General features: G+C 48.6%; 3 protein-coding genes. All 3 read left to right on the plus strand.

The annotated features are described in order from the left end of the window. The first annotated feature begins 212 nt into the window (after nucleotides 1-212). The 3 genes from C5S61_RS27200 (at nucleotide 213) to C5S61_RS00175 (ending at nucleotide 6,740) form a co-directional block, all read left to right on the plus strand. Nucleotides 213-5,111, plus strand: a complete 4,899-nt coding sequence (locus C5S61_RS27200) for a CHAT domain-containing protein (RefSeq protein WP_240614379.1) — start codon at nucleotides 213-215, stop codon at nucleotides 5,109-5,111. 176 nt (nucleotides 5,112-5,287) lie between these two features. Continuing rightward, nucleotides 5,288-5,488: a hypothetical protein gene (locus C5S61_RS00170; protein ID WP_205701335.1), complete on the plus strand. Its 201-nt coding sequence runs from the start codon at nucleotides 5,288-5,290 to the stop codon at nucleotides 5,486-5,488. 10 nt (nucleotides 5,489-5,498) lie between these two features. Continuing rightward, nucleotides 5,499-6,740 (plus strand): caspase family protein, encoded by a 1,242-nt coding sequence (locus C5S61_RS00175; RefSeq protein ID WP_338066624.1) that lies wholly within the window; start codon nucleotides 5,499-5,501, stop codon nucleotides 6,738-6,740. Nucleotides 6,741-6,848: the final 108 nt, after the last annotated feature.

A 6,848-nucleotide genomic window follows, 5' to 3' on the forward strand; every position in this document is an offset into this window, starting at 1 on the left:
TCGAATATATCGAAATTTTTTACAATCGCCAACGACTGCATTCGGGGTTAGGCTACCAAACACCCGCGATGATTGAAGCAGCGTGGAGCGGATAAGAACGATTGTCCATTAAATCGTGACCACATCAAACCGCTTGCATCGTGACCCTTGCTTTGCTAGGATAGAGGAACACCGCTAACCACACAGCGCCAGCTGGCCGAGGATTCGTCACGATGAGCAGCACATTTGCCTCCTTCCATCTCACCATCGCCGCCCCCCACGGGGATCGCTATCCTGTGACCGCACGCACCCAGGCAGGCCATGAGGTCAGCGAAGCACTGCTACTGCCGCTTGATAATCCGACGCTGACCGCTTACCAGATGGCACTGGACTATCACACACCGATTGACGAATCAGTCGTGATCGCGGTTGGCCAACTGCTCTATCAAACCCTGTTTCAAGGAACGATTGCCGAAGCCTTTGCCACGGCGCGCACCCATGCCGATCAGCAAAAGGTGGCGTTGCGTATCCATTTGGCGATTGATACCGATACCCGCCTGAGCACGGCTGCCGCCCTACCTTGGGAATTGATGGCCTCCGCTGCGGGTCGTCCCCTCATGCTAGAACATGCGCTCGTTCGCACCTTTTCGTGGAATGATCCGATTCCTGATTTAGGTATTCCCCCTGGCGAACGTATCCGCCTCGCCGTGACCTCGGCCTTGCCTACGGAGTTGGCAAACCACCCGATTGCGGCGGAAACCGAAGTTGCCATCATCCGTGCTGCCATCACGCATAGCGCACGGCCAATCGATCTGATCGAAGTCCCGCACCTTACGCGCGACCGCTTGACCAATCTCCTCACCAACCAGCGCCCCCATATCGTGCATCATATCGGCCATGGCAGTATCCAACGGGGGATGGGCTACCTCGACATCGAACGCGCCGACCAGTCGCGGGATCGGCTCTCGGCCCGCGAGTTCAGCAGCATGCTGCATCAGTCGGGGGTGCAGCTGGTCGTCTTGAACGCCTGTCATACCAGCAGCGCTGGGGAGAGTCTGCTCACGAGCTTTGCCCCGATTTTTATGACCGATCGCATTCCGGCAGCGATTGGCATGCAGGCCGCGATCCTGAATCGCACTGGACACTGCTTTGCGAACGCCTTCTATGCCGCCCTAGGCAACAGTGGATCAATTGATACCAGCCTGATTGCGGCGCGCAAGGCGATTTTGGCTGATGGCCATGAGCATGGAGCATGGGGCTTTCCAACCCTTTATAGTCGGGTTCCGCATGGTCACCTGTGGAATGCTACAACACTGAATAGTCTAGTAGCGGCAATTCATCGAACTAGCGCAATCCTCCAGGTTTATCCTGACACGGTAGCTGGACAGTATATTGAACGAGCCGAAGTGCAAACAATTACCCAATGGATCATCGAGGCTCCGACCGAAGAACGGCTGGGGATGTTGCTCGATCAGCCTGGTAGTGGCAAAACCGTGGTCTTACAGCAGGTGCTCAAACAATTAGCACAGGCGGGCGTTTGCGTGTTGGTCATTAAGGCAGATACCCTACGAGGCATCCGTTCATCGGCAGATTTAGCAACCTCCCTCAATTTACCCGAGTCCATTGAAACTATCGCAAAAACCCTTACTCCGCAACGCCTCGTCGTTATGATTGACCAAATTGATGCGTTATCCCTGACACTTGCCCGTGATCAGGGCACGCTCGATGTCATACTAGATACTATTGCACGGCTACGCCAAATGCCGCATGTACGAATGATTAGTTCGTGCCGTACCTTCGATTTAAATAACCACCCACGTCTAGCAGGAATTAAAGTCGATCAGAAATTTGTCTTAGCGCCACTGAATCAAGATCAGATCACCACGCTATTAAATAGCCTAGCGATTGGATCAGCCCATTTCTTGCCAGCCCATTGGGAACTCCTTAAAGTTCCGCTCCATTTAAGTGTCTATGTACAACTCATACAGAATTCCCACAATCAGCAACCCAATCAGTTTCAATCACTCCAAGACTTGTATAGCGCATTATGGAGCCGCCATATCGATCATGCTACACCGGAAATTCATACTAGCGACGTGACAAAAGCCATCTATAGACTGGTCGATATGATGCAATCAGTGCAACAAATCGTCATTCCTCTAGGTGTACTCGATGAGTATCCCCTTGCATTGAGATACCTTCTCCATACGGGATTACTCCAAAAAACGCAAACCAATCTGACCTTTTTTCACCAGACATTTTTCGATTATTGTTATGCACGACGATTTGCCGCAAGCAGTCAATCCTTGTCGGCGACGATCCTTGCAGGTTCACAAGGTCTTTTTGAACGCTCGCAGATGGTCCAAGTTCTGGCCTATTTACGTGGGAGTAATCCAAGAATCTATCTCCGCGAGCTAAAAAATTTGTTCAAAGCAGATTCCTTACGTCCGCATCTTCGCCAGTTACTCTTGCAATGGTTTGGTAATTTAAGTGCTCCATCAGACGATGAACTTGCCATCGTTCGCCGATGGAGCAATGATCCGGATCAGCTAGGCCAATTTTTTGACTATGCAAGCCAAAACCTTGATTGGTTTAAGCTCCTAGATCAAGAGAATGTTCTTCGTGGGCTGATTCAAAGCCAGAATCCCCCAAAAATCGATTTAGGGTTGAACTTTCTCTATCAATTTATCAATCAGCAGACTGAAACGGTTTTAGGCTACATCAAGCCCTATCTAGACACAAATGCTGAATGGGATGCAAGGATTATAGGGGGATTTACTCACATTCGCTATTGGAATAATGAAACAGCGCTCACAATCTTTTGTCGTTTCTTAGAACAAGGGACAATTGATGGAACCTATCTCTATGATCTCGCTTCCAATCCCCAATTTGCCTGTCGTGCTCTCAGTGTATACCTTGAGCAACGGTTAAATACACTAGCACAAGCATCAAATCAACTGGAAGAAAATCCTCTTATCCAATCTACTGCAATTAATTATGAGCTGTCCGCCGATCTTGAGCACTATTTTTTTGGGGAGCATGCAGTTGGCGAAATTATACGCCAAGCGACAACCCATGATCCGATGGCAGTCGTCGAATATGTTTTACCTTCAATCCTCAAAATAACCGATCTCTTTGAAAACAAAACGTTTATTGCTGAATCATACCCTAGTAGCTCGATGTCTACGTATTGGTATGGTGAGAGTGGGCCAAATGATGGAGGCATGTTCACCTTACTGATTGCCCAAAGCCTGCGGGCTTGCGCTCAAGGGCATAAACATCTATTTGAACGTATTGCTGCTGAACTCGTTACTCATGAAACTTTAGCCGCACAGCGAATCCTTGTATATGCATACATGGCTGATCCAGAATATTATAGGAACGCTATCGTCGAATATCTTTTGGCTGATCAGCGTTGCTTGAAAATTGGCGAACCATGGGAGAACCCTTATTATGAATCGTGTATGCTGTATGGCTCAATTGTGCCATGGATCAGTACTGAACAGCGCCGAACCTTAGAAGCTCGGATTCTCGCATTCTATCCAGTATCGGAGCACATTAATAGGCAGTTATATGGGATTACCCAGCTAAGATTTTTAAAAGCAGTCCTTCCTAAATACCTCTCTGATGAAGCCCGCCAGCGACGTCAAGAGTTAGAACGCAAATTTCCTGAATTTCGCTTGCAACCACCCCGAGGAATCCGTTCGATTGGCATTGGATCGCCAATCCCTCCTGATCGGGTTGAACGAATGAGTGATGCTGATCTCTTTAAAGCCATGCAACACTATGATGAATCCACGGGATGGGGTGGGATTCGCGAACGACCTCTTGAGGGTGGGGCTGTCGAATTTTCGCGCCTGATTGAAACAAAAGCCAAAACCGATCCAGATCGGTTTGTTGGTTTTTTGGGCAGCTATGGTCTTAAACTTGAGTCAATATACCTCTGTGCCATTCTGACTGGGTTAGCCGAATCGGCAATCGCAAGCGAGTTCATTTTCAGCTTAATTCAACGCTATGCAACTCTCGTTAAAGGCCGATCACGGATAGATATTTCTCGTATCTTAGCCAAACGGGCTAACGAGGCTGTGCCAATCGATTTAATCGAACTGCTGAAGGATTGGGCATTGAACGATCCAGATCCGGAACCTGAGGCATTGAATGGATCAGCTACTGAAAATCCTAGCCATAGAGATGCACTTAATCAAGGAATCAATAGTGTTCGTGGAACAGCTATTGAAGCTTTTTGTCTCTGTGGAATGGGACAAACAGCATTTTCCAATGAGGCAATTTTTGAAAGTGTATCGCTTGCCACCAACGATCCTTCGACGGCAGTACAAGCGTGCATTGTGTATAGCCTCGATAAGATTATGCATTTGAACCCAGAACGCACCATTGAACTGTTGGTCAAAATTTTAACCCATTACCCACCATTATTGGAAAGTAGTGTAACCCATAATCTGATATATCGCTCCTTGTACCGATTTTTCACACACATTCGACCGTTCATCGAACAACTCCTTGAGCATGAGCATGATCAAAGTCGTCGAGTGGGGGCACAACTTGTTTGTTTAGCAGCATTAAACAATCCAGCAACGCTAGATTTGGCCCAACGCTGCATGGGTGGAGACACGGCCCTACGACAAGGAGCAGCTCAAGTGTATGCCCATAATATCATCAATGAAGCCTATTTTGAGGTTTGTCTAGAACGACTCATGTCCTTAATTAATGATCCAGCCATTGATGTGCGTAAAGCGGCTAGCGAATGTTTTGAACAACTTAATCTCGAACATCTTGATCCAAGCCGCAATTTGATTGAAACAATGCTTCAATCACCTGCGCTCATCGATGGAGCCTATAGTCTGATTAAATACCTTAAGCTAATCGCGATCGAGGATGTTGATTTAGCGCTTCGAGCGACTAAAACCATAATTACGCAGTTTGGGGCAGATCAAACCAGTAACAGTTTTCAACAGAGACGAATAGCAAGAGAGTGGGTGAACATTCCTTTAAATGTCTATCTGCATACTGATGATGAGTCCATTAAGGAGCAGGCAATGGATCTGTTTGAGAAATCCATCATCAACCAACCATGGATCGCAAAACAAATGTTGACCGATTGGGATCGACGTTAATTGTTTATAAGAACGCGTTATGGTACTTTTTCCGCCAGTGACGAACGAACAACTTTCGGCCTTAGAGGAGTGCATCCGGCATCTGCTCCCAGCAGCGTATCGCTTGTTTTACAAACGACCAATGGAGTTAGCTAGAACAGCCCGCATTTTCCATTCATGGAATAGGAAAGATCGAAGTGTCATTCACGCGGTTTATTCCGTTTGCCGCAACCATCGACGTGGTTACCGAACCGGAAACCGTTCCCCAATCCTATAGACTGACAACATCACCAACATCAATGGATGGATTGTTGGCGAGCCTCGCCGCAACCGCACCCGATCAGCAGATCGCATACCGAATTCATATCCATCCTGCTGGTGATGATGTAGCATCGTAGGATTCTGCCCATGATTCCACCGCCACGAAATCCACTCCACGGTCAACGTCATGCGATTGTGATTGGCGCGAATGGGTCAATTGCATCGGGGCTTGCACCGTTAATCGCCCCCGAAGTCCATGATGCACCACGCATGGCAGCCGTCCTTGCCAGCCCTGCCTGTGGATTTCAAGTGCAATCGTTTCTGAGTGAACAGGCCTTGAGGGGACCGATTTGTGATGCCATCGAAACGCAAATGAAGGCTGGCACGATCGATGATTCGCTGATCATTTATTTCAGCGGGCATGGAACCATAACCCAAACGGCTGAAGGTCCTGATGTAGTGCTGGTAACAACGGATACAACGCTTGAAACCATCATGGATGATCCGCTCACCTGCCTCCGCGTCGGGTGGCTGAAAACGGTCTTACGAGGGAATACCCAGACCTATCCAATTGGGCATGTGGTGGTGATTCTTGACTGCTGTGCGAGCGGAATGATCGGACAACTTGGTAATCAACCGCTGATTGGAGATCCGCCAGCCTTCCGTCGCATGCTCGTATCAACCTATTCCACGCATTCAGCCTATGAATGGAATCGAACCAGCCTCTATACCTACCATTTGCTCAACGCCTTGGAAGGGCAGGCCGTGGATAGTTTTGGTGCGGTCACGATAGAGCGAGTCCATCAGTATTGCAGCGAAAAACTTGCTGGAACAGGGCAACAATGTGGACTTGATGGATGGGATTACACGGGACGGTGGCAGTTTGCGTGGTATGACCTGAACCGTCCGAAAGTCGTGCATGCTGCCCATCAAAGTGATAGTAATCGGCTCTTGAATCTCCGCCTTCAGGGCTTTGTCGGACGGGTCGCGGAACTAGCGGCGATTCGCGAGCACATCGCAGCGATGCGGCCCACGGGTGGCTATGTGTTGATCAAGGCAGCAGCAGGAGAAGGCAAAAGCAGCACCATTGCCAAGCTGATTCAGGAGGCAGGGATTGCGCAGACACCCCATCACTTTATTGCCTTAACGCCAGATCCCAAGTATCAATTAGGGCTGTTGCGGGCGGTGGTAGCACAGCTAATCCTAAAGCATGGGCTGATAGTTTCGTACTTTCCCGAAGAAAGCTTTCATGCCATGAAAGCCGAGTTTGCGCGAATACTCGACGAACTCTCAAAACACGGTATCGAGGAAACGATCTATTTGGATGGCCTTGATCAACTTCAATCGGAGAAGGATGGTTTGATCGATTTTGATGTGGTCACGATTTAATGGACAATCGTTCTTATCCGCTCCACGCTGCTTCAATCATCGCGGGTGTTTGGTAGCCTAACCCCGAATGCAGTCGTTGGCGATTGTAAAAAATTTCGATATATTCGA

Source organism: Herpetosiphon llansteffanensis (assembly GCF_003205875.1).
Taxonomy (GTDB): Bacteria; Chloroflexota; Chloroflexia; order Chloroflexales; family Herpetosiphonaceae; genus Herpetosiphon; species Herpetosiphon llansteffanensis.